This window comes from Actinoplanes sp. NPDC051494, assembly GCF_044454705.1.
Lineage (GTDB): Bacteria > Actinomycetota > Actinomycetes > Mycobacteriales > Micromonosporaceae > Actinoplanes.
In genome coordinates, this window is the sequence record NZ_JBITDZ010000006.1 from 79,805 (window position 1) to 98,973 (window position 19,169).

15 protein-coding genes are annotated in these 19,169 nt (G+C 69.1%); 14 read left to right on the forward strand and 1 reads right to left on the reverse strand.

Features of this window, described 5'->3' with window-relative positions; translation table 11 throughout:
- Window positions 1-7: 7 nt before the first annotated feature.
- From ACIA6A_RS21940 to nuoN, 13 genes are read left to right on the forward strand one after another with little or no spacing between them, the layout of a single operon-like run.
- Window positions 8-679 carry a NuoB/complex I 20 kDa subunit family protein gene (locus ACIA6A_RS21940; protein ID WP_396099636.1) on the forward strand — a complete coding sequence of 224 codons (672 nt, stop codon included), beginning with the start codon at window positions 8-10 and terminating at the stop codon, window positions 677-679.
- Window positions 637-1,362, forward strand: coding sequence for an NADH-quinone oxidoreductase subunit C (locus ACIA6A_RS21945; RefSeq protein WP_396099961.1), 726 nt, complete (start codon window positions 637-639; stop codon window positions 1,360-1,362). Before ACIA6A_RS21940 ends, ACIA6A_RS21945 begins: the two co-directional genes overlap by 43 nt.
- Window positions 1,359-2,684, forward strand: coding sequence for an NADH-quinone oxidoreductase subunit D (locus tag ACIA6A_RS21950; RefSeq protein WP_396099637.1), 1,326 nt, complete (start codon window positions 1,359-1,361; stop codon window positions 2,682-2,684). The genes ACIA6A_RS21945 and ACIA6A_RS21950 overlap by 4 nt, the downstream gene beginning before the upstream one ends.
- Window positions 2,685-3,800, forward strand: coding sequence for an NADH-quinone oxidoreductase subunit NuoE (gene nuoE, locus ACIA6A_RS21955; protein ID WP_396099638.1), 1,116 nt, complete (start codon window positions 2,685-2,687; stop codon window positions 3,798-3,800).
- Entirely contained in the window at window positions 3,797-5,113 is a 1,317-nt protein-coding gene (nuoF, locus tag ACIA6A_RS21960; RefSeq protein WP_396099639.1) for an NADH-quinone oxidoreductase subunit NuoF, read from the forward strand. Before nuoE ends, nuoF begins: the two co-directional genes overlap by 4 nt.
- Entirely contained in the window at window positions 5,113-7,584 is a 2,472-nt protein-coding gene (locus ACIA6A_RS21965) for an NADH-quinone oxidoreductase subunit G (protein ID WP_396099640.1), read from the forward strand. Before nuoF ends, ACIA6A_RS21965 begins: the two co-directional genes overlap by 1 nt.
- Entirely contained in the window at window positions 7,584-8,969 is a 1,386-nt protein-coding gene (gene nuoH / locus ACIA6A_RS21970; RefSeq protein WP_396099641.1) for an NADH-quinone oxidoreductase subunit NuoH, read from the forward strand. Before ACIA6A_RS21965 ends, nuoH begins: the two co-directional genes overlap by 1 nt.
- Before the next feature lies 1 nt (window position 8,970).
- Window positions 8,971-9,591, forward strand: a complete 621-nt coding sequence (gene nuoI, locus ACIA6A_RS21975; RefSeq protein WP_396099643.1) for an NADH-quinone oxidoreductase subunit NuoI — start codon at window positions 8,971-8,973, stop codon at window positions 9,589-9,591.
- Window positions 9,588-10,358 carry an NADH-quinone oxidoreductase subunit J gene (locus tag ACIA6A_RS21980; protein WP_396099644.1) on the forward strand — a complete coding sequence of 257 codons (771 nt, stop codon included), beginning with the start codon at window positions 9,588-9,590 and terminating at the stop codon, window positions 10,356-10,358. The genes nuoI and ACIA6A_RS21980 overlap by 4 nt, the downstream gene beginning before the upstream one ends.
- A complete protein-coding gene (nuoK, locus tag ACIA6A_RS21985) occupies window positions 10,355-10,654 on the forward strand; it encodes an NADH-quinone oxidoreductase subunit NuoK (protein WP_015618499.1) in 300 nt (99 codons plus the stop codon). Before ACIA6A_RS21980 ends, nuoK begins: the two co-directional genes overlap by 4 nt.
- A gap of 12 nt (window positions 10,655-10,666) precedes the next feature.
- Entirely contained in the window at window positions 10,667-12,595 is a 1,929-nt protein-coding gene (nuoL, locus tag ACIA6A_RS21990) for an NADH-quinone oxidoreductase subunit L (protein ID WP_396099645.1), read from the forward strand.
- Window positions 12,595-14,133, forward strand: coding sequence for an NADH-quinone oxidoreductase subunit M (locus ACIA6A_RS21995; protein ID WP_396099646.1), 1,539 nt, complete (start codon window positions 12,595-12,597; stop codon window positions 14,131-14,133). The genes nuoL and ACIA6A_RS21995 overlap by 1 nt, the downstream gene beginning before the upstream one ends.
- 2 nt (window positions 14,134-14,135) lie before the next feature.
- Complete coding sequence (gene nuoN, locus ACIA6A_RS22000; protein WP_396099647.1) at window positions 14,136-15,668, forward strand: NADH-quinone oxidoreductase subunit NuoN; 1,533 nt, start codon at window positions 14,136-14,138, stop codon at window positions 15,666-15,668.
- A gap of 59 nt (window positions 15,669-15,727) precedes the next feature.
- Here the strand turns inward: nuoN and ACIA6A_RS22005 are convergent, their stop codons facing one another.
- Window positions 15,728-18,817: a tetratricopeptide repeat protein gene (locus ACIA6A_RS22005; protein ID WP_396099648.1), complete on the reverse strand. Its 3,090-nt coding sequence runs from the start codon at window positions 18,815-18,817 to the stop codon at window positions 15,728-15,730.
- On the opposite strand from ACIA6A_RS22005, the gene ACIA6A_RS22010 reads away from it, so the two are divergent.
- On the forward strand, window positions 18,794-19,117 hold the full coding sequence (locus ACIA6A_RS22010) for a hypothetical protein (protein ID WP_396099649.1): 324 nt from the start codon (window positions 18,794-18,796) through the stop codon (window positions 19,115-19,117). The two genes, ACIA6A_RS22005 and ACIA6A_RS22010, sit on opposite strands and share 24 nt — an antisense overlap.
- The last annotated feature ends 52 nt before the right edge of the window (window positions 19,118-19,169 follow it).

The following is a 19,169-nucleotide window of genomic DNA, read 5'->3' on the forward strand; positions in this document are numbered from 1 at the left end:
CTGACCCATGGGAATCGAAGAGAAGCTCCCCAGCGGCATCCTGCTGACCTCTGTGGAGAAACTGTCGAACTGGGCCCGTAAATCGTCGTTCTGGGGAGCGACGTTCGGCCTGGCCTGCTGCGCCATCGAGATGATGGCCGCCGGCGGCCCGCACTACGACCTCGGGCGCTGGGGCATGGAGGTGTTCCGCGCCTCGCCCCGCCAGGCCGACCTGATGATCGTCGCCGGGCGGGTCAGCCAGAAGATGGCCCCGGTCGTGCGCCAGATCTACGACCAGATGCCGGAGCCGCGCTCGGTCATCTCGATGGGCGTCTGCGCCTCGTCGGGCGGCATGTTCAACAACTACGCGATCGTGCAGGGCGTCGACCACATCGTCCCGGTCGACATCTACCTGCCCGGCTGCCCGCCGCGGCCCGAGATGCTGATCGACGCGATCCTCAAGATGCGCGAGAAGGTCATGGCCACGCCGCTCGGCCCGAACGGCCGCAAGATGCTGGCGGCCCGCGTCGAGCGTGGTGACGTGCCGATCGTGGCCCCGGGGGCGATGCCCTCGTCGTACCGCGAGGACAAGGTCCGCCGGCTCGAGTGGACGCAGGCGGTCAAGGAAGGCCGCGAGGAGCAGCTGCGCATCGAGAACTGGATGAAGCTGCAGCCGCATCTGCGGGAGGGTGGCAAGTGAGCATCGAACCGGAGGGCGCCGAGATCGGCGCCCCGGCACAGACCCCGGCCAGCCCCGACAAGGGCATGTTCGGCATCCACGGCACCGGTGACGTCTCCGGCTTCGGCGGCCTGGTCCGCCGGCGGCCGGCCGTCGCCGACAGCCCGCGGCCGTTCGGCGGCTACTTCGACGAGGTGTACGACGCGCTGGAGGAGGCCTACCCCGCCTTCGCCGACGCGGTCGAGCGGGTCGTCGTGGACCGCGGCGAGCTGACCCTGCACATCGCGCCGGAGAAGATCGCCGAGGTCGCCCGGATCATGCGCGACGACGAGTCGCTGCGCTTCGAGCTGTGCTCGTCGGTCTCGGGTGCGGATTACCTCAACTCCGACTCCCGCCGGCTGCACGTCGTCTACCACCTGATGTCGATGACCTACCGCCGCCGGGTCCGCCTCGAGGTGGCGGTGGCGCTCGGCACCGAGGTCCCGAGCGTGACCCAGGTCTACCCGACCGCCGACTGGCAGGAACGGGAGGCGTACGACATGTTCGGGATCGTCTTCACCGGCCACCCCAACCTCACCCGGATCCTCATGCCGGACGACTGGGACGGCCACCCGCAGCGCAAGGACTACCCGCTCGGCGGCGTGCCCGTCGAGTACAAGGGTGCCGTGATTCCGCCTCCCGACCAGCGGAGGGTCTACCAGTGACATCTTCCGGATACGCAACCGAACGCGAGACCACCGAGGGCCGGGTCTTCACCGTCACCGGCGGTGACTGGGACACGGTCACCGGCAGCATCGATCCGCTCAGCAACGAGAAGATCGTCGTCAACATGGGCCCGCAGCACCCGTCGACGCACGGCGTGCTGCGGCTCGTGCTGGAACTCGAGGGCGAGACGGTCACCGAGGCCCGTCCGGTCGTCGGCTACCTGCACACCGGTATCGAGAAGAACCTCGAATACCGCAACTGGACCCAGGGCACGACGTTCGTGACCCGCGCCGACTACCTCGCGCCGATCTTCAACGAGGCGGCCTACTGCTTCGCGGTCGAGAAGCTGCTCGGCGTCGAGGAGCAGATCACCGAGCGGGCCAAGACGATCCGGCTGCTCTTCATGGAGCTCAACCGGATCTCGTCGCACCTGGTCTGGATCGCCACCACGGGCATGGAGCTCGGCGCGATCTCGATGATGCTGTACGGCTTCCGCGAGCGTGAGTACATCCTCGACATCTTCGAGGACACCACCGGCCTGCGGATGAACCACGCGTACATCCGTCCCGGCGGGGTCGCGCAGGACGTGCCGCAGTCGGCGATCAACAAGATCCGCGACTTCCTCGTCTACATGCCGAAGAAGCTCAAGGAGTACGAGGCGATGCTCTCCGGCCAGATCATCTGGCAGGAGCGGACCCAGGGCGTCGGCGTGCTCGACGTGACCGGCTGCCTCTCGCTGGGCGTGACCGGACCGGTGCTGCGCGCCTCCGGCCTGGCCTGGGACCTGCGCAAGACGATGCCCTACAGCGGGTACGAGAACTACGAGTTCGACGTGCCGACCGCGCAGACCGCCGACGTCTGGGGCCGTTACCTGGTCCGGATGGCGGAGATCCGGGAGTCGCTGAAGCTCGTCGAGCAGGCGCTGGACAAGCTCAAGCCGGGCCCGATCATGATCGCCGACAAGAAGATCGCGTGGCCGGCCCAGCTGGCCATCGGGGTCGACGGCATGGGCAACTCGCTCGAGCACGTCGCCAAGATCATGGGTCAGTCGATGGAGTCGCTGATCCACCACTTCAAGCTCGTGACCGAGGGTTTCCGGGTCCCCGCGGGCCAGGTTTACGTCGGCATCGAGCACCCGCGCGGCGAGCTCGGCGTGCACGCGGTCTCCGACGGTGGCACGCATCCCTACCGCGTGCACCTGCGTGATCCGAGCTTCGTGAACCTCCAGGCCATCCCCGCGATGGCCGAAGGCGCGCTGCTGGCCGACGTCATCGCCGGCGGCGCTTCCCTGGACCCCGTGATGGGTGGGTGTGACCGTTAGATGTCCGGAACCACAGTGGAATTCTCCCCGGCTGCCGCGCCGCTCGCGGGCAAACTGCTGACACAGGCGCTCGAGATCCTGGACCGCTACCCCGCGGGCCGCGAGCGTTCCGCGCTGCTCCCGCTGCTGCACCTCGTCCAGACCGAGGAGGGCTTCGTCAGCCCTTCCGGTGTCGCGTTCTGCGCCGAGATCCTGGGCATCAACAAGGCCCAGGTCGGCGCGGTGGCGACGTTCTACACCATGTACAAACGACGGCCGACCGGTGACTACCTGATCAGCGTCTGCACCAACACGCTGTGCAACGTGCTGGGTGGCCAGGACGTCTACGACGGCCTCGTCGAGCACCTCGGCGTCGGCCACGACGAGACCACGGCGGACGGCAGCATCACGCTGGAGCACGCCGAGTGCCTCGCGGCCTGTGACTACGCGCCGGTCGTGACGGTCAACTACGACTACGCGATCGACCAGGCCACCCCGGACGCCGCGGTCGCCCTGGCCGAGAGCCTGCGCAAGGGCGAACGTCCGGTGTCCGCCCGCGGCGCGCGGATCTGCACGCTCAAGGAGATGCAGGTCCAGCTCGCCGGGTTCGCCGATCCCCGCGCGGGTGCGGTCGCCGACGGTGCGGCCGGTGCCCCGTCGCTGCGCGGCGTGAGCCTCGCGCAGGAACACGGGGTCGCGGTGGCCGACTTCAACCTCGACACCCCGATCCCGACCACGAAGCCGGCCCGCGACGAGTCGGCCAAGGCCATCAAGGACCCGGCCCGCCCCGGCGCGCGGGGTGGGGCGAAGCCCGCCGAGAAGGTGGGCATCGTCCACAAGGCCGCGGACGCGGTCAAAGCAGCTGCCTCCACCGTGGCGGGCAAGGCCGAGCAGGTCGTCGGCCGCGCCGAGCAGGTTGTCGGGCAGCGCCGGGCCGGTGAGACCGTCAAGGCCGGCGACGACAAGGACCCGCAGGTCCGTACGGCCGAGGCGCGCAACCCGAACGCGGACACGCCCGCCAAGGGTGCGGCCGGCACCGGGCTCCCGGAGAGCGGTGCGGCTCCCGAGAACCCGGCCGAGGCGGCGGGGGTCAAGCAGGAAAACCCCGGCCACAGTGGCAACGAGGAGACGAAATGACTCAGCCCCGGCATGAGGTTCTCCAGAAACTGACCCCGGTCCTCACCAAGCGCTGGCTCTCGCCGGACGCCTGGAAGATCGACACGTACGAGCGGCTGGACGGCTATCTGGCCGCGAAGAAGGCGCTCCAGGTTCACCCGGACGATCTGATCCAGCTCCTGAAGGACTCCGGCCTGCGCGGCCGGGGCGGGGCCGGGTTCCCCACCGGCCTCAAGTGGGGCTTCATCCCGCAGGGTGACGGCAAGCCGCACTACCTCGTCATCAACGCCGACGAGGGCGAGCCCGGCACCTGCAAGGACGTCCCGCTGATGACGTACGACCCGCACTCGCTGGTCGAGGGCGCGATCATCGCCGCGTACGCGATCCGGGCCAGCCGGGCGTTCATCTACATCCGTGGCGAGGCGGTGCACGCGGCCCGCCGGCTACGCAACGCGGTCGACGAGGCGTACGCCAAGGGTTATCTCGGCGAGAACATCCTCGGCTCCGGGTTCGACCTGGACCTGGTCGTGCACAGCGGTGCCGGCGCGTACATCTGCGGCGAGGAGACGGCGCTGCTCGACTCGCTGGAAGGCTTCCGCGGCCAGCCCCGGCTGCGGCCGCCGTTCCCGGCGATCGCCGGCCTGTACGCGGGCCCGACGGTGGTCAACAACGTCGGCACCATCGCGTCCGTGCCGTACATCGTGCTGGGCGGCGCGGCCTGGTGGAAGAGCATGGGCACCGAGAAGTCGGCCGGCCCGATGATCTACTCGCTCTCCGGCCGGGTCAAGAACCCCGGACAGTACGAGTGCGGCCTCGGCATCACGCTGCGGGAGCTGATCGAGCTCGCGGGCGGTATGCAGGACGGTCACAACCTCAAGTTCTGGACGCCGGGTGGCTCGTCCACCCCGCTGCTGACGGCTGAGCACATCGACACCGCGATGGACTTCGAGGGGGTGGCCGCGGCCGGCTCGATCCTCGGCACCACCGCGATGCAGATCTTCTCCGACCAGGACTGCCCGGTGTACGCGACCTGGCGCTGGCTGGAGTTCTACCACCACGAGTCCTGCGGCAAGTGCACCCCGTGCCGTGAGGGCAACTACTGGATGGTGCGGACCTACCGGCGGATCCTCTCCGGCGAGGGCACGCTCCAGGACCTGGACACCCTGCAGGACACCGCGGACAACGTCTTCGGGCGTTCGTTCTGCGGCCTGGGCGACGGTGCCGCCACCCCGGTCATGTCCACGCTGAAGTTCTTCCGGGACGACTACCTCGGCTACATCGAGGGCCGGACAGCCCCGCGGCTGTCGGCGAAGACCTTGGTAGGAGCGCACTGATGACCGACGTCGCCAAGAAGACCGACACCGTCACCCTGACCATCGACGGCGTGGAGGTGACCGCCGCCAAGGGCGAGCTGGTCATCCGGGTCGCCGAGCGGATGGGCACCGCGATCCCGCGGTTCTGCGACCACCCGCTGCTGGCCCCGGCCGGCGCGTGCCGCCAGTGCCTCGTCGAGGTCGAGGGCCAGCGCAAGCCGGTCGCCTCCTGCACCCAGACGGTCGCCGAGGGCATGGTGGTCAAGACGCAGCTCAGCTCGCCGGTGGCCGCCAAGGCCCAGGGCGGCGTCATGGAGTTGCTGCTGGCCAACCACCCGCTCGACTGCCCGACCTGTGACAAGGGCGGCGAGTGCCCGCTGCAGAACCAGGCGATGAGCAGCGGCCGGCCGGAGTCGCGGTTCCACGAGAAGAAGCGCGAGTACGAGAAGCCGATCCACATCTCCAGCCAGGTGCTGCTCGACCGGGAACGCTGCATCCTCTGCCAGCGCTGCACCCGGTTCTCCGAGGAGATCGCCGGGGACAAGTTCATCGACCTGATGGACCGCTCCTCGGGCGAGCAGATCAACGTCTACCGCGACGACTTCTTCGGCGGTGACGGCACCGGCGACGGCCAGGTCGGGGAGGGCGAGGGGGACGTCCCGTTCGACTCGTACTTCTCCGGCAACACGATCCAGATCTGTCCGGTGGGCGCGCTCACCGGCGAGCAGTACCGGTTCCGGGCCCGCCCGTTCGACCTGGTCTCCAGCCCGACGGCGTGTGAGCACTGCTCGGCCGGCTGCTCGATGCGCGCCGACCACCGCCGCGGCAAGGTGCTGCGCCGGCTGGCCGGTGACGACGCGGCGGTCAACGAGGAGTGGAACTGCGACAAGGGCCGGTGGGGTTTCCGGTACGCCACCGCCTACGACCGCATCACCACCCCGCTCGTGCGCGACGCGGACACCGGTCAGCTGCGGGAGGCCTCCTGGTCCGAGGCGCTGCTCGCCGCGGCCGAGGGGCTGGCGGCGGCCAAGGGCAAGGGTGTCGGCGTGCTCACCGGCGGCCGGCTGACGGTCGAGGACGCCTACGCGTACGCGAAGTTCGCCCGGGTCGCCCTCGGCACGAACGACATCGACTTCCGGGCCCGGCCGCTGTCGGCGGAGGAGACCGACTTCCTGGCCGCCTCGGTCGCCGGGGTCACCGACGTCACGTACGACGATGTCGAGAACGCTCCGGCGGCGGTCATCGTCGGGCTCGAGCCCGAGGAGGAGTGCCCGATCCTCTTCCTGCGCCTGCGCAAGGCCCACGGGAAGAAGAAGCTCAAGGTCACGGCCGTCGCGCCGTTCCTGAGCCGGGGCTTCGAGAAGCTCGGCGCGACGCTGGTCACCGCGGTGCCCGGCGCCGAGGCCGGGCTGCTGACCAGCGACGGTACGGTCGCCGCGGCCCTCGCCGAGCCCGGCGCGCTGCTGATCGTCGGCGAGCGGCTGGCGAGCGTACCCGGTGGGCTCTCCGCCGCGGCGGCGCTGGCGGCGACGACCGGCGCCCGGCTCGCCTGGGTGCCGCGTCGTGCGGGGGACCGTGGTGCTGTCGACGCGGGCTGCCTGCCCAACCTGCTGCCCGGCGGCCGCCTCGTCACCGACGAGAGCGCCCGCGCGGAGCTCACGAACGCGTGGGATCTCGCACCCGGCGCGCTGCCCGCCACGGTGGGCCGCGACACCGACGCGATCGTCGCGTCGGCGGCGGACGGTTCGCTCGGTGGCCTGCTGGTCGCCGGCGTCGACCCGGCCGATCTCGCCGACCCGCGCCTCGCCGAGCAGGCCCTGGACGCGGTGCCGTTCCTGGTCAGCGTCGAGCTGCGGCAGAGCGCCGTGACCCGGCGCGCCGACGTGGTGCTGCCGATCGCACCGGCCGCCGAGAAGCCCGGCACGTTCATGGACTGGGAGGGGCGCCTGCGCACCTTCGAGACCGTCCTGGCGACCGGCGCGATGACCGACGGCCGGGTGCTCGAGGCCATCGCCGCGCTGCTGGACGTGTCCATCGGCACCGGTGACGTCGGCACGATCCGCCGCGAGCTGGGTGCGATGCCGGCCAGCCGGTCGGCGCGTCCGGCGCTGCCCACGGTGCCGGCGGGCAGCCCGCTGAAGCCGGGCCGCGACGAGGCGGTGCTCGCCTCGTGGCACCACCTGATCGACCTCGGTTCGCTGCTCGACGGCGACGAGGTGCTGGCTGGCACCGCCCGGCCGGTGGTGGTGCGGATCGGCAAGGCGCTCGCCGAGTCGCTCGGGGTGGCCGACGGCGACGCCGTCACGGCCGGCACCGAGCGTGGCGCGATCACCCTGCCGGTCGAGATCACGGAGCTGCCCCCGGGTGTGGTGTGGCTGCCGACGAACTCGCCGGGCTCGACGCTGCGGCGCAGTCTCGGGGTCACGTCGGGGGCCGTCGTCCGGCTGACCGCCGTGCAGCCGGGGCCGATCCTCGCTCAAGGGGCTAACTGATGAGAATTCTCGCGGCCGCGCAGGACCCGTCGCTGCAGACGTTCGAGGACGACATCTGGTGGATCACGCTGATCAAGCTGGTCGCCGTCTTCGTCATCCTGCTGCTGCTGACCCTGTTCACGATCGTCTACGAACGCAAGGTCGTGGCCCGGATGGCGGTCCGGCCGGGCCCCAACCAGGTCGGTCCGAAGGGCTGGTTGCAGAGCCTCACCGACGGCGTCAAGCTGCCGTTCAAAGAGGAGATCATCCCCAAGACCGCTGACAAGGTCGTCTACTTCATCGCCCCGGTGATCTCGGCGACCTGCGCGTTCACCGCGTTCGCGGTCATCCCGTTCGGGCCGGTGGTGTCGATCTTCGGCCATCACACGGCGCTGCAGCTCACCGACGTGCCGGTCTCGGTGCTGGTGCTGCTCGCCTGCTCCTCGATGAGCGTGTACGGCATCGTGCTCGCCGGCTGGGCCTCCGGCTCGACGTACCCGCTGCTCGGTGGTCTGCGATCAAGTGCGCAGATGATCTCGTACGAGGTCGCGATGGGTCTTTCGATCGTGGCGGTGTTCATGACCGCCGGGACGATGTCGACCTCGCAGATCGTCAAGGCGCAGGCCGGCAACGGCGAGTCGAGCTTCGACATCCTGGGCTGGAACCCGACGGCGCCCAGCTGGTACGCGGTCCTGCTGCTCCCGAGCTTCATCATCTACTGCATCGCGGCGGTCGGTGAGACCAACCGGGCCCCGTTCGACCTGCCCGAGGCGGAGTCGGAGCTGGTCGGCGGTTTCCACACCGAGTACTCCTCGTTCAAGTTCGCGCTGTTCTTCCTGGCCGAGTACATCAACATGATCACCGTCTCGGCGTTCGCGACCACGCTGTTCCTCGGCGGCTGGCGGGCCCCGGCGCCGATCACCACGTTCTGGGAGGGCGCCAACTCCGGCTGGTTCCCGCTGATCTGGTGGTTCGGCAAGATCCTGATCCTGCTGTTCGGCTTCATCTGGCTGCGCGCCACGCTGCCCCGGATGCGTTACGACCAGTTCATGCGGTTCGGCTGGAAGATCCTGATCCCGATCAACCTGGTCTGGATCCTGTTCCTGGCCGGGGTCCGGGTCACCAACACCCGGATCGACGGCGGCCAGCGCTACCTGGTCTACATCGCCGCCGCGGTGGTCGTGCTCGCGATCGCGCTGCTGTGGCCGGCCAGCAAGAAGGAACGCGAGTTCTCCATCGAGGAACAGCTCGCCGCACGGCCACCGGGCAGTTTCCCGGTGCCCCCGATGGACCTGCAGGTCCCGCCCAGCCCACGCGCCCGCCGGGCGGTCGCCGAACGTCAGCCCGCCACGGTCGGCGGCACCGCGGACTCCCCGCCCGACGCGTTGTCAGACAAGGAGGTGTGACATGGGTACATTCACCGGCTCGTTCAAGGGCTTCGGGGTGACCTTCGCGCACATGTTCCGCAAGGTCATCACCACCGACTACCCGTTCTCACCGCCGAAGCCGGCGCCGCGCTACCACGGGCGGCACATCCTCAACCGGCACCCGGACGGGCTGGAGAAGTGCATCGGCTGCGAGCTGTGCGCCTGGGCCTGCCCGGCCGACGCGATCTACGTCGAGGGCGGCACCAACACCGACGAGCAGCGGTTCTCGCCGGGCGAGCGGTACGCCAGCATCTACCAGATCAACTACGCCCGCTGCATCTTCTGCGGGCTGTGCATCGAGGCCTGCCCGACCCGTTCGCTGACCATGAGCAACGAGTACGAGCTGGCCCGGGACAACCGCCAGGATCTGATCTTCACCAAGGAACAGCTCCTGGCGCCGCTGCTGGAAGGCATGGAGCAGCCGCCGCACCCGATGCGTCTCGGTGACACCGACAAGGACTACTACCTCGGTGCGCTGACCAACCCGGGCACTTCCGCCGGCGCCGAGCGCGCTCCCTGGTCGGAGACGGATACCACTCCGCCGACTGATAGTCCAGGCTTGGGTAGGGACAGAGATGCTGCCGGGGAGGTCGCTCGATGATCTCGACGTTCGCCGCCGAGGCCGCCGGTCAGGTCTCCACCGGTGAGGCCTGGGCGTTCTGGATCCTCGCGCCGCTGGCGGTCATCGGCGGGCTGGGCATGGTGCTCTCGCGCAACGCGGTGCACTCGGCCCTGTGGCTCGTCACGACGATGCTCAGCCTCGGCTTCATCTACGTGGTCAACTCGGCGCCGTTCCTGGGCGCGGTGCAGATCATCGTGTACACCGGCGCGATCATGATGCTGTTCCTGTTCGTGCTGATGCTGGTCGGCCGGGACGCCTCCGATTCGCTGATCGAGACGCTGCGCGGCCAGCGGGTCGCGGCGCTGCTGCTCGGCGCCGGGTTCGGTGTCCTGGTCGCCACCGGGCTCGCCCGGTCGCTGGGGGACACGGCCGTGGTCGGGCTCACCGAGGCCAACGCCGCCGGGAACGTGCAGGGCATCGCCCGGTTGCTGTTCACCAAGTACGTGTTCGCCTTCGAGGTCACGTCCGCGCTGCTCATCACCGCGGCGGTCGGCGCGATGGTGCTCGCTCACGTCGAGCGGGTCAAGGCGGACGTCGCGGACCAGGTCACGCGCATGAAGCAGCGTTTCCGGCCCGGCAACTACCCCGGTCCCAAGGCGGGTCCGGGCGTGTACGCCAACACCATGTCGGTGGCCGTACCCGGCCGCCTGCCGGACGGCAACGGCTCCGAACGGACGCTGTCGCCGATCCTGCCGGTCCGCGAGCTGACGCCCGATGAGGCCGCACCGAAGAGGACAGAGAAGTGACACCTGACTACTACCTGGTCCTCGCGGCCATCCTGTTCACGATCGGCGCCGCCGGGGTGCTGGTCCGCCGCAACGCCATCGTGCTGTTCATGTGCATCGAGCTGATGCTGAACGCGGCGAACCTGGCGCTGGTGACCTTCAGCCGGATCAACGGCAGCCTCGACGGCCAGATCATCTCGTTCTTCGTGATGGTCGTCGCTGCCGCGGAGGTCGTGGTCGGACTCGCCATCATCATGTCGATCTTCCGTACCCGGCGCTCCGCGAGTGTCGACGACGCCAACCTCCTCAAGTACTAAAGGGGCCTTCACGTGGAACAGACAGTGGAGTACGCCCACGCCACGGGAATTCTGGGCGGTATCTGGCTGCTTGTCGCGATTCCGCTGGCCAGCGCGGCAGTTCTGCTGCTGCTCGGCAAGAGGGCCGACAAGTGGGGGCACTGGCTCGGCGTTCTCGCGGTCGCGGCGACCTTCGTCCTCGGCCTGACCATGTTCCTCAGCCTGCGCGGCCTCGACGCGGAAGCCCGGTCGGCCGAGCTCAGCCTGTGGGACTTCATCGCGGTCGGGAACCTGCACGTCGACTTCGGGCTGCTCTTCGACCCGCTGTCCGGCGTCTTCGTCCTGCTGATCACCGGGGTGGGCTCGCTCATCCACCTGTACGCCGTGGGTTACATGGAGCACGACCCGGGCCGGCGCAGGTTCTTCGCCTACTTCAACCTCTTCGTCGCGGCGATGCTGTTGCTGGTCCTCGGCAACAACTACGTGATGCTCTATTTCGGCTGGGAAGGCGTCGGTGTCGCGTCGTACCTGCTGATCTCGTTCTGGTACACCCGGCCGTCGGCGGCCACCGCCGGCAAGAAGGCGTTCCTGATGAACCGGGTCGGCGACGCCGGCCTGGCCATCGGCATCTTCCTGATGTTCGCCCAGCTCGGGTCCACCCAGTACGACGAGGTCTTCAACGGGGTCGCCGCACTCTCCGGCGGGACCGTGCTGGTGCTGGGCATCCTGCTGCTGCTCGGAGCCGCCGGTAAGTCCGGCCAGTTCCCGCTGCAGGCCTGGCTCCCGGACGCCATGGAGGGCCCGACCCCGGTCTCGGCCCTGATCCACGCGGCGACGATGGTCACCGCGGGCGTCTACCTGATCGCCCGCTCCAACCCGATCTTCTCGGCGAACCACACGCTGCAGACGATCGTGGTCAGCGTCGGTGCGCTCACCCTGCTGATCGGCTGCATCATCGGCGCGGCCAAGGACGACATCAAGCGGGTGCTGGCCTGGTCGACGGTCAGCCAGATCGGCTACATGTTCGTCGGTGTCGGGCTGGGCGGCGGCGCTTACGCGCTGGCGATCATCCACCTGCTGGCGCACGGCTTCTTCAAGGCCAACATGTTCCTCGGCGCCGGTTCGGTCATGCACGGCATGCACGACCAGGTGGACATCCGGCGGTTCGGCGGGCTGCGCAAGTACATGCCGTACACCTGGATCACGTTCATGATGGGCTGGCTCGCCATCATCGGCATCCCGCCGCTGTCCGGTTACTTCTCGAAGGAGCCGATCATCGCGGCCGCCTTCGAGCGCGGCGACTGGACGTCCTGGCTGTTCGGCATGGCGGCGCTGCTGGGCGCGGGCCTCACGGCCTTCTACATGACCCGGTTGTACGTCCTCACGTTCCACGGTCCGGAGCGCTACACCGAGGACAACAAGCACCCGCACGAGTCGCCGTTCATCATGACGGTGCCGCTGATGCTGCTCGCCCTCGGCTCGGTCCTCGCCGGTGGCCTGCTCGTCTGGGGCGACCTGGCGAGCTGGCTGGAGCCGGTGCTGGGCCCCGAGGGCACCGAGCACGAGCCGGTGCTGTCGCACACCCTGATCACGATCCTGTCGCTGGTCGTCACGATCGCCGGTGCGGGCCTGGCCTGGGCGATGTTCAAGGGCGGCACGGCCCGCGAGCCGGAACCCGCCGGGGTGCTGGTCACCGCGGCCCGGCGCAACCTCTACACCGACGCGTTCAACGAGGCCGTGTTCGAGCGGCCCGGGATCTACCTGACCCGCGCCCTCGTGTTCCTCGACAACAAGGGCATCGACGGCGTGGTCAACGGTCTGGCGGCCGCGGTCGGCGGCGGCTCCGGCCGGCTCCGGCGGCTGCAGACCGGCTTCGTCCGCTCGTACGCGTTGTCCATGCTCACCGGCGCCGTGCTGGTCGTCGGCGCGTTCCTCGCGATCCAGCTGGGGTGGTTGGCGTAATGAAGGACTTCCCGTTCCTGTCCATCCTGACGCTCCTGCCGCTGGTCGGCGCGGCGGTGGTGGCCTTCATCCCCAAGACCCGGGGCCAGCTCGCGAAGACGATCGCGCTGGGTTGGTCGGTGGTGGTGCTCGCACTGAGCGTCGTCATGTGGATCGCGTTCCAGGCCGGCGGCGACCGGTTCCAGTTCCGGGAGTCCTACCAGTGGATCCCCACCTGGGACGCCCGGTTCACGTTCGCCACCGACGGCATCGCCCTGGTGATGCTGCTGCTGATCGCGCTGCTCGTGCCGCTGGTGATCCTCGCCTCGTGGAACGACATCGACGAGAGCAAGCGCTCGGTCCCGGCGTACTTCGCGCTGCTGCTGACCCTGGAATGCACGATGATCGGCGTCTTCGCGGCCGCCGACGTGTTCCTGTTCTACGTGTTCTTCGAGGTCATGCTCGTGCCGATGTACTTCATCATCGGCTCGTACGGCGGCCAGCGCCGCCAGTACGCCGCGGTGAAGTTCTTCCTGTACTCCCTGGTCGGCGGCCTGTTCATGCTGGCCGCGGTGATCGGCCTGTGGGTGGTCGGCGGGCACACGTTCGACTGGAACAACCTCAAGGACGTGTCCGGCGCGTTCGAGACCGACACCGCCCGCTGGCTGTTCCTCGGCTTCTTCATCGCGTTCGCGGTCAAGGCGCCGTTCTTCCCGTTCCACACCTGGCTGCCGGACGCCGGTGTCGCGGCGCCGGCCCCGGCAGCTGCGCTGCTCGTCGGCGTGCTCGACAAGGTGGGCACGTTCGGCATCCTGCGCTACTGCCTCCCGCTGTTCCCGGAGGCGTCGCGCTGGTTCGCCCCGGCGGCCCTGATCCTCGGCGTCATCGGGATCATCTACGCGGCCCTGCTGGCGGTCGGTCAGAACGACCTCAAGCGCCTGGTGTCGTACACCTCGATCGCGCACTTCGGTTTCATCGGCATCGGCATCTTCGCCTTCACCACCCAGGCCGGCACCGGATCGGTGCTGTACATGGTCAACCACGGCCTCGCCACCGGCCTGCTGTTCCTGGTGGTGGGCATGTTCGTCGCCCGTCGCGGTTCGTCGCTGGTCAGCGACTTCGGCGGCGCCGGCAAGCTGGTCCCGGTGCTCGCCGGGGTGCTCTTCTTCGCCGGTCTCGCCTCCCTGGCGCTGCCCGGCACCGCGCCGTTCATCAGCGAGTTCCTGGTGCTGATCGGCACGTTCACCACGCACAAGGTCTACGCGGTCATCGCCACGCTCGGCATCATCCTCGCCGCGGCGTACGTGCTCTGGATGGTGCAGCGCACCACGCAGGGCACGCTGAACCCCACGCTGACCGAGGTGCCGGCCATGCGTAAGGACATCACCCTGCGCGAGAAGGTCGTCGTCGCGCCGCTGGTGCTGCTCCTGCTGCTGCTCGGCTTCTACCCGAAGCCGGTCACCGATGTGATCAACCCGGCGGTCGAACAGACCATGCAGGACGTCGGGACGACCGATCCGGCGCCTTCGGCGGTCGCTAACGGAAGGGTGGCCCGGTAGCCATGGGAGACCTGTCTCTGCCCGCAATCAACTATGCGGCCCTGGCGCCGATGCTGATTCTCTTCGGGGCCGCCTGTCTGGGCATCCTGTTCGAGGCGCTGCTGCCCAAGGAGCGACGGCACGGGATCCAGCTCGGCCTGGCGCTGCTCGCGCTGGTCGCCGCGCTGGTCACGGTCATCGTGAACCGCAACACCCGGATCGTCACCATCGGCGGCGCGGTCGCCGTGGACGGCCCGACGGTCTTCCTCTGGGGCTCGATCCTGCTGCTCGGCGTCGTGTCGATGCTGCTGATCGGCGAGCGCTCGCTCGAACCCGGCGGTGCGTTCGTCTCCCAGGCCGCGGTGACCGTCGGCTCGCAGAAGGACCTCAAGCAGGCCGGCGGCCAGCCGGGCGCCACCGAGGTCTACCCGCTGACGATCTTCGCGCTGGGCGGCATGCTGCTGTTCGTGGCCGCGAACGACCTGCTGACGATGTTCGTCGCGCTCGAGGTCTTCTCGCTGCCGCTGTACCTGCTCTGCGCGCTGGCCCGCCGGCGGCGCCTGCTGAGCCAGGAAGCGGCCCTCAAGTACTTCCTGCTGGGCTCGTACGCGTCGGCCTTCTTCCTGTTCGGGGTGGCTCTGCTGTACGGCTACAGCGGTGGTGTGGACCTCGCGTCCATCCACGCCGCGGTGGCCGACCCGGCCCGCAGTGAGGTGCTGCTCTTCGCCGGCCTCGCCCTCGTGTCGATCGGCCTGCTGTTCAAGAGCGCGGCGGTCCCGTTCCACGTCTGGACGCCGGACGTGTACCAGGGTGCGCCGACCCCGATCACCGCCCTCATGGCGGCCTGCACCAAGGTGGCGGCGTTCGGTGCCCTGCTGCGGGTGCTGTACGTGGCGTTCGACGGGGTGCGCTGGGATTTCCAGCCGGTCCTGGGCGTCATCGCGGTCCTCACCATGCTGACCGGCGCGGTCCTGGCGGTCACCCAGACCGACATGAAGCGGCTGCTGGCCTACTCGTCGATCGCCAACGCGGGCTACCTCCTGGTGGGCGTCCTGGCGCTCAACAAGGAGGGCCTGGCGAGCACGATGTTCTACCTTGTCGCGTACGGCTTCTCGGTGCTGGCCGCGTTCGGCATCGTCTCGCTGGTCCGCGACGCCGACGGCGAGGCCACCCACCTGTCCCGGTGGGCCGGCCTGGGCCGCAAGAGCCCGCTGTTCGCCGGCATCTTCTCGTTCATCCTGCTGGCATTCGCGGGCATCCCGCTGACCAGCGGTTTCACGGCGAAGTTCGCGGTCTTCGGTGCGGCGGTCGACGGCGGGCAGACCTGGCTGGTCATCGTCGGCGTGATCACCAGCATGCTGCTGGCGTTCCCGTACCTGCGGATCATCGTGCTGATGTGGCTGTCCGAACCGGGCGAAACCACCCCGGCGGTGTCGATCCCGGGCTTCCTGACCGCGGCGGCGCTGGCCATCGGCGTGATCGCCACGTTCGCCCTCGGCGTGGTCCCGGCCCCGCTGCTGGATCTGACCACGGACGCGGCCCAGTTCGTGCGTTAGCGACTCGGCCCGACGAAGTGCTCACGAAGCCCCGGCGACACCGCCGGGGCTTCGTCGTGTCAGCCGAGCTGCCGGCGAATGTCCTTGGCGGCTTTCTTGTCGCCCATCCGCTCGAGCACCTCGGCCTGATCGAGGAGCGCTCGCTGCAGATCCGGCGCGAAGACGGCCGGATCGTCGTGGTACAGGTCCGCCAGGAGTCCGATCGCCTCGTCGCAGGCGGCCAGTGCCTCCGGTAGCTCCTGGCGGGTCCGTACACAGAGATCCACGTAGCAGGAGATGGTGTCGAAGATGAGAACGCCACTCTGCAACTGATGCTCGAACGTGGCCAGGCGGGTGGTAGCGAGGCATTCGCGGGCCGCGACCAACGCCTCCGAACGCCGGTTCAGAGCCTTCAGCATCGTGCTGAGGTTGAGCAACGATGTCGTCAGGACGGGCAGGTAGCTTGCCGGTGACTCCGCGGCCAGCAGTCGTTTGATCTCTATCGCCTCTCTGGTCGGACCCAGCGCGGCGGAATGCCGGCCGACCTGGGCGAGGCTCGCGCCCAGGTTGGTCAACGACGTCGCCAGCGCCGGCCGGATCCCGGCGGGGTTCTCGGTAGCCAGTTCCCGGAGGATGTCCACAGCCGCCTGGGCCGGCTCTATCGACTTCTTCACCTTGCCCAGCTCGGTCAGGCGACTACTCAGATTGCTGAGCGACTTGGCAAGGCCGGCACGGTGCGCCGCAGGGTTCCCGGCCGCGAGTCCGGTCCGGATGCGGACGGACTCCTCGGCGGCGGCGAGGGCTTCGGCACGACGTCCGGTCCTGGCCAGGCACTCGGTGGCCGTGTTCAGGGCCACTCCCAGACCGGGTAGGTGAACGGCCGGGATCAGCTCGACCAGGCGGCGGTACGTCGCGACAGCTTCCTGGGCGATGTCGGCCGCCGGGGCCGTACGGCCGTTCTGGACCAGCAGCGAAGCAAGGTTCTGCAGCGCCCGAGCCAGGTCACCGCCGAACGCCAGGAAGTCCTCCCCGGCCATCTCCCGCCCGATCCTGACCGCGGCCTCGGCCGGTTCGACACCCTCCCGCGCCAACCCGGCTTCGATGCGGATGGCACCCAGGTTGGTCAGCGCCTTGGCGAGGTCCCTGCGGTGCACCGCGGGCCGGTAACCGGCCAGGCGTGAGTACACCGCGACCGCTTCCTCGGCGGCTTCCAGAGCCGGTTGCATCCGGCCGACGTCCTGCAGCTTGTTCGCCAGGTTCATCCGTGCCCTGGCGAGGCCGGGCAGGTAGGCGACGGGGTTCTGGTCCACGAGGTCGAGGTAGATGTCCACGGCTTCGTCGGCCGCCTGCAACGCGTCGACCGGCCGGCCCAGCGCGCCGAGGAAGCTGCCCGTGTTGGTGAGCGCGTCGGCCAGGTCGGCGAGGTACCTCGCCGGATTTGCCTTCCACAGCCGACGGTAGGCGGTGACCGCTGCCTCGGCGGACGCGAGTGCTTCGCGGGTCCGTCCCACCTCGGAGTAGAACGCCCCGAGGTTGAGCTGGGACCTGGCGAGATCCGCCGAGTAGATCCCGGGCCGGTCGTCGGCGAGCCGGCGATAGATCCCGACCGCCCGCTCGGTGGGCTCGACGGCATCTTCCTTGCGCCCCAGGTGGTTGAGGTCGTGACCGAGCCGGCACAGTGCCGCAGCGAGCGGATCGTCGATGGAGGTCGCGCCGGCCCCGGCCGATCGCTCAAGTTCGGCGATGGACTGTCGTGATCTCTCGACTGCCTCGGCATACCGCCCGACGTCGCTCAGGGCAGCACTGAGCCTGGCCTGATCGCTCGCCGACTGAACCGCAACCGGGTATGGCGCCGTGGCGCGGCGGCGTACCGCATCCTGTGCGTACCGCAGCGCGTCGTCGTGACGACCGAGGGAGGCGCACACCGTGCTCATCACCCGGGTCAGGCTCGCCTGGTCGGCGACCCATCTCGAGGTGGTCAGCTCCAACTCGGCGTAGATCGTGGCGGCCTGCAGGTAAGCGGTCAGCGCCTCCGCATACCGACCCGCTTCGTGGAGGCGGGAACCGTGCTCGGCGTGCGCCTCCGCCCGATGGGCCGGCTCCCATGTCGTCGCCAGTCGCATCTCGGTGAGCCGGTCGCTGACACTCGCGGCGGCGACGTCGAAGTCGACGTGCCCCTGCCTCGGTAGCGCTCCACCGATCAGCTCGAGGGTCGGCCGGTCCAGCGAGTCGATCTCGACCAGCCGGCTCAACGTGGCCCCGCCGGCCTGTAGCACCAGGTTCGGCCGTTCCCGGAGCAGCGGGAACAGCACCAGCTCGGCGACGTGGTGCCAGCGGCGGGCGGTCTCGACCAGCACGGTCAGTGCGGACCCGGACCATTCCTGCGGCTCCTGGGTGAGCAGCCGATCGGCGGCGGTGGCGGCCCACGTGTCATCGGGGAACTCGGCGTTGCGGGCGTGGTCCGTGGAGGCCGGGGTCAGGAGCCCGATCAGGTCCTCGCCCAGTCGATCCGGATGGAGAGCCTCGAGGAACGTGTCCTCCTTCTCCGCGGGGTAGCACTTCCAGTGGTCCTGCAGCGCGCTGTCGGGAAAGCGGGCGGCGTCCGCCGTGGTCAGTGCCGTCCGGGCTACCGCCTTCCCGCGTGCGCCGGTGAGCGTGGCGACATAGACGGTGCGACGCATGGACTCCAGCGTCGTCGCGTTGCCCCCGGAGTGATGCAACAGATACCAGTAGGCGGCCTCCCGACGGAGCAGCCGCGCGGACAAACGGTGCACCTCGACGTGGGAGCCGGATCTCGGTTCCTGGTGAATGAGGTCGTCGACGGCTACGAGGGCGGCCATGTGCACGCCGAGGACCTGGGCGAATTCGGGATCACCGAGATTCGACGGCGACGGGAGCTGATCGGCGCCGTCGACCCGCAGGGCCTCGCTGAAGGTGGACAGGGCGTCACGGAACAAGGATTCGCGTACGGCCGCCTCTTCGCCGAGCGACGTGAGCACCTGATCGGTGATCGCGTCCTCGGGGAGTTCCAGTTGGGGCTCGAGCCGGGACGACACCGCCGACAGCCAACCCCCGGTGGAACGGGAGATCAGCAGGACCCGGATCACGAGTCCGGGATCGTCCACCGCGTTGCGCAGCCGGGTGCTGTGGAGGTCTTTCAGGAGCACCATCAGATCGTTTACCGGCCACCGCTCGGCGTAATCGACGATGACGAGCACGGAACCGGAACCAGGGAGCTCGACGGCGTCCAACGGGGTGGCACGATCGTGATGGAAGGCCTGTTTCACCGCAAAGCCCGCGTTTCCCGCCTGAATCGCGAATTCCCTGGCGAGACGGGTTTTACCCTGACCCCCTGGCGCGGCGAGGAACCGTACCGCCGTGGCGTGGGTCCCCCCGAGCCATGCGTGCAGCTCAGCCAATTCTCGTTCGCGGCCGGTGAAGGGGACGACCGCGTGCTCGGGGAGCAGTAACCGGGACGGCCGGAGCCGCGCTTCATCGGGCGTCAGGTCACGCCTCGAACCA

What these genes read in the sequence shown, in the direction of transcription:
- nuoH (WP_396099641.1), top strand. Translation starts at nt 7,584, where the DNA reads ATGAGAATTCTCGCGGCCGCGCAGGACCCGTCGCTGCAGACGTTCGAG.
- nuoN (WP_396099647.1), top strand. Translation starts at nt 14,136, where the DNA reads ATGGGAGACCTGTCTCTGCCCGCAATCAACTATGCGGCCCTGGCGCCG.
- ACIA6A_RS21965 (WP_396099640.1), top strand. Translation starts at nt 5,113, where the DNA reads ATGACCGACGTCGCCAAGAAGACCGACACCGTCACCCTGACCATCGAC.
- ACIA6A_RS21980 (WP_396099644.1), top strand. Translation starts at nt 9,588, where the DNA reads ATGATCTCGACGTTCGCCGCCGAGGCCGCCGGTCAGGTCTCCACCGGT.
- ACIA6A_RS21995 (WP_396099646.1), top strand. Translation starts at nt 12,595, where the DNA reads ATGAAGGACTTCCCGTTCCTGTCCATCCTGACGCTCCTGCCGCTGGTC.
- ACIA6A_RS21940 (WP_396099636.1), top strand. Translation starts at nt 8, where the DNA reads ATGGGAATCGAAGAGAAGCTCCCCAGCGGCATCCTGCTGACCTCTGTG.
- nuoF (WP_396099639.1), top strand. Translation starts at nt 3,797, where the DNA reads ATGACTCAGCCCCGGCATGAGGTTCTCCAGAAACTGACCCCGGTCCTC.
- nuoE (WP_396099638.1), top strand. Translation starts at nt 2,685, where the DNA reads ATGTCCGGAACCACAGTGGAATTCTCCCCGGCTGCCGCGCCGCTCGCG.
- ACIA6A_RS22005 (WP_396099648.1), bottom strand. Translation starts at nt 18,817, where the DNA reads ATGGTGCTCCTGAAAGACCTCCACAGCACCCGGCTGCGCAACGCGGTG.
- nuoI (WP_396099643.1), top strand. Translation starts at nt 8,971, where the DNA reads ATGGGTACATTCACCGGCTCGTTCAAGGGCTTCGGGGTGACCTTCGCG.